Source organism: Dermacoccus sp. UBA1591, assembly GCF_002322065.1.
Classification (GTDB): Bacteria; Actinomycetota; Actinomycetes; order Actinomycetales; family Dermatophilaceae; genus Dermacoccus; species Dermacoccus nishinomiyaensis.
The window spans coordinates 1-3,525 of record NZ_DCNR01000112.1; the positions used below are offsets into that span (position 1 = coordinate 1).

A 3,525-nucleotide genomic window follows, 5' to 3' on the forward strand; every position below is an offset into this window, starting at 1 on the left:
CCGACAGCGTCCATCGCGACGCGCTGTGAGCATGCTTCGGCGGCGCGCTTGTCGAGCACCATCCTGACGGCGTGCTCACGCAACTGCTGGTCGTACTTCTTGGGCATGGTCCGATTCTCCTTCAGGTGGGTCGGAACGAAACCCAGGGCGCTTCAGGGGTTTCTGGGCAGGGTTCCAGCAAAGGCAACTTCCCTGCCCGTAGGGCTCCGAGCCTCAACGCCCCTCGCCGCTCACCTTCACCCGCCCTTGATACCGGGCCAGCACCTCTCCCAGCGGCAACCCAAGCTGCTCGGCCGCCGAACTCCACGTGCCACCCTCGACGAGGTGATCCTCGAGCAGTGCCAGCGTGCGGGCGTCCACCTGAGCGGCGAGCCATGCCGCGCGAGCGAGCGGCCGCGGGGTCATGGTGGACGAGGTGACGGTCTCCACCCAATCGAGAATGCTCTCGGTCTGTTCCTGGCGGCACCGCTCAAGCGACTTGCCGGGCACCTTCGCGGGCTCGAACTCCACGGCCACGGGCGCGACGGCCTGCACTTCCGGGGCCGCGCTACGACGGCGGTGCGCCCTCTGCCGGCACGCGGGCGAGCAGTAGCGGCGATCCGAGCGGCCCGCGACAACTGCTCCGCAACCGTCACACTCGCGCGTTACGGCTTCCGAACTGGTCTCCCGGTACGAGGCCGTTCGGCATGCGCTCGAGCACGCGACGACCTTGCGGCGACCGTCGGGGCGCACGATGGTCGGGCGGCCACAGCCGGCGCACGGCGCGGGCGTTTCTTCTCGCCACCATGATTCGACGTGCGCCATGCCCGTGACGTAGGCGAGGGCGGTGCGATCCGCAGGTTTCGCCACGCACTCGAGGCATACAGCTTCCCGCGCCGTCCACCCCCGTTCGTGGCGGTTGCGACGGTGGTGGACGTCGACGGCGACCACGGGGCCGTCGATGGGCTGCTCGCACACTGCACACGGCTTATAAGTGTTCACAGTCGTTACTCTATTCGTAACGGATAGCGTGCACTGCTTGAAACGACGAAACGCCCGCCACCTCGAGGTGAGGTGGCGGGCGTTCATCGAGCCCAGTGAACTGCTAGCCCGTCTTAGATGCTTGGAACCCATCGCTGAACACCCCGCGACTGAACCCATGCCCCGCCGGTTAAAGCAGCCCCAGGGGAAGCACTCATTCGATTCGTGTCTATACACGTGCTGCAGAAACCGCGAACCGATCGCTTCGAAGCTACTCGCGTGCAGGAACCACGGACACACGACATACGAACAGGGGTAACAGCCTTATTGCCCGCCATCGGGCACGACCTCTCATAGAAGAAGGCTCCATCTTCCCACGCCGGAACCCGCCATCACGACACGCCCGCCACCTCGAAAGGTGACGGGCGTTCATCGTGGGGCTATGCACCCCTCGGGCTCTTGGATCGTTCGACCCGCAGGGGAGAGACAGATTCCCGTGTACGGGTTCCGGTGTTCTCAGGCGTGCGACGGGTGCGGACAGCCGCGCCGGCCATTCGTCGCGTAGTCACATGGCGGACACTCAGGCCCATGCACCACCGTGCGGTCGACGTCGCAATGCCCCAGCGTCCACGATGACGCGAGAGGTCGCCCGCAGCGCCAGCACGCGAACCGCCCCCCGCCTGCACCGGACCCATGGCGTAATCACGGGATCCTCTCCTACCCGCACGATGGTCCGCAGGTCGAACGGCGTCTGCCCACGCAGCCACCGCCCTCCGGTGCTCGGTAGCACCGCGGGACCATTCATCGAGGCGCCGCGCCCAGTCGACGAGAGCGGCGTCGTCGAGTGGGTCGTCACCCAGTCCCACTCCGAGGTAGGCCTCGTGTTGCCAGGGCGTCAGCTTCAGTTGATCGCGGGGCGCCCACTTGATCGTGCTCTGCACGACGAAGCGCGAGGTGTCCAGCCGCACTGCGGTGCCCAGCTTGGGCAGGCCACCCTTGTGCCGTTCGTCGCAGCGGATCACGATTTCGTTGAGGTAGCCCTGCCGCTTCCCCTGCGCTCGGATCACTGCCAAAGCGGCATCGATCTCAGGCATGAGGCGCTTACGACGCCCCACCAGTTCGCGAATGGATTCCGCGTCGAGCATTTCCGTCACAGTTCCCCCAGGTTCAATCGTTTGGCTTCTTCGGCAGCGCGGGCCGCAGCTTGGGCGCGCGTGTAGCGCATGAGCATGTCGGGCCGCGTCCATCCAGCGACGGCCATGAGCCCGCCCTCACTGCCGCCGGCTGCGAGCCAGCGGTGCGCGGCGGTGTGGCGAAGGCGGTGAGGGTGGAACCCCTCGATGCCGGCCGCGTCCGCACGAAGACGCAACGTCTTGTGCAGCGCATCGTACGAGAACCCCTTGCTTCGATCCCCGAGCCACAACTCGGGCCGTGAAGCGAGAGCGTGCCCCCGGCGAAGGCGCATGTAACGGTCGATTGCCTGCCCTGTCTGCGGGCCGAACGGCACGACGCGCCCCTTGCCGCCCTTGCCGCGGCGAATGACGAGCGTCTGCTCCCTCAGATCGACGTCATCGACATGGATCGCGACCACCTCGCCCGCGCGCGCGCCGGTTTCGATCATCAAGCGCAGGATTGCCTCGTCCCGGCGGGCTCGCAGCTTTCGGGCGGCGGTTGCTTCGCCCGGAACACGACAGGCGCGAAGCAGCGCCTTGAGTTGGTCGGCGGTGAGCGGCTCGATGACTTTCTGGTCGAGCTTCGGCGCCTTGACGCCGATGAATGGATCTGCGCTGAGCTCGTCCTCCTCGGCGAGCCATGAGGTGAACCTGCGCACCCCGAGTTGGCGAGCACGGACGGTCGCAGCCTCGCGCCCCGTCTCGCCCAGGTGCACGCAGAAGGCGCGCAAGGTCGCCCGGCTCAGCGGGTCGGCCTTGCGCGCCTCAGCGAAAGCGACGTACTGCTTGACGCCCTCGGTGTAGGACTTGATCGTCTGCGCCGAGCGTCTGTCGGCCTTGAGCGCAAGCTCCCAAGAGATCAGCAACTCACGCAGTTCGGGCACGCTCAACTCTCCGGGCATGCCTCCAGTCTGAGCGATACCCCGACTAGGAGCGCTGTGCACCCTTAGAGTTCACGACGTAAGGCGAAAAAGCGCCGGAATGACGCGGATTTCTGCCTCGCTACCCGTCTGGCTCAGTCCAGGTAGTCGCGCAACACCTGCGAGCGCGACGGGTGACGCAACTTGCTCATCGTCTTGCTCTCGATCTGACGGATGCGCTCACGCGTCACGCCGTAGACCTTGCCGATCTCGTCGAGCGTCTTCGGCTGGCCGTCGGTGAGGCCGAAGCGCATCGAGACGACGCCCGCCTCGCGCTCGGACAGCGTGTCGAGCACCGAGTGCAGCTGCTCCTGCAGCAGCGTGAAGCTGACGGCGTCCGCCGGGACGACGGCCTCGGAATCCTCGATGAGGTCACCGAACTCGCTGTCGCCGTCCTCACCGAGGGGCGTGTGCAGCGAGATGGGCTCACGGCCGTACTTCTGGACCTCGATGACCTTCTCGGGGGTCATGTC

General features: G+C 66.4%; 4 protein-coding genes. All 4 read right to left on the reverse strand.

The features are described 5' to 3' along the window. Positions 1 to 213 precede the first annotated feature (213 nt). Positions 214 to 804 carry a hypothetical protein gene (locus tag B2284_RS12815; RefSeq protein WP_131940820.1) on the reverse strand — a complete coding sequence of 197 codons (591 nt, stop codon included), beginning with the start codon at positions 802 to 804 and terminating at the stop codon, positions 214 to 216. Positions 805 to 1,400: 596 nt separating this feature from the next. Next, positions 1,401 to 2,114 carry a hypothetical protein gene (locus B2284_RS12820; RefSeq protein ID WP_286697606.1) on the reverse strand — a complete coding sequence of 238 codons (714 nt, stop codon included), beginning with the start codon at positions 2,112 to 2,114 and terminating at the stop codon, positions 1,401 to 1,403. After that, a complete protein-coding gene (locus tag B2284_RS12825; protein WP_115296352.1) occupies positions 2,111 to 3,034 on the reverse strand; it encodes a tyrosine-type recombinase/integrase in 924 nt (307 codons plus the stop codon). Before B2284_RS12825 ends, B2284_RS12820 begins: the two co-directional genes overlap by 4 nt. 113 nt (positions 3,035 to 3,147) lie before the next feature. Continuing rightward, a partial coding sequence (locus B2284_RS12830) for a sigma-70 family RNA polymerase sigma factor (RefSeq protein WP_286697607.1) occupies positions 3,148 to 3,525 on the reverse strand: 378 nt, incomplete at its 5' end.

What these genes read in the sequence shown, in the direction of transcription:
- B2284_RS12815 (WP_131940820.1), bottom strand. Translation starts at nt 804, where the DNA reads ATGGCGCACGTCGAATCATGGTGGCGAGAAGAAACGCCCGCGCCGTGC.
- B2284_RS12825 (WP_115296352.1), bottom strand. Translation starts at nt 3,034, where the DNA reads ATGCCCGGAGAGTTGAGCGTGCCCGAACTGCGTGAGTTGCTGATCTCT.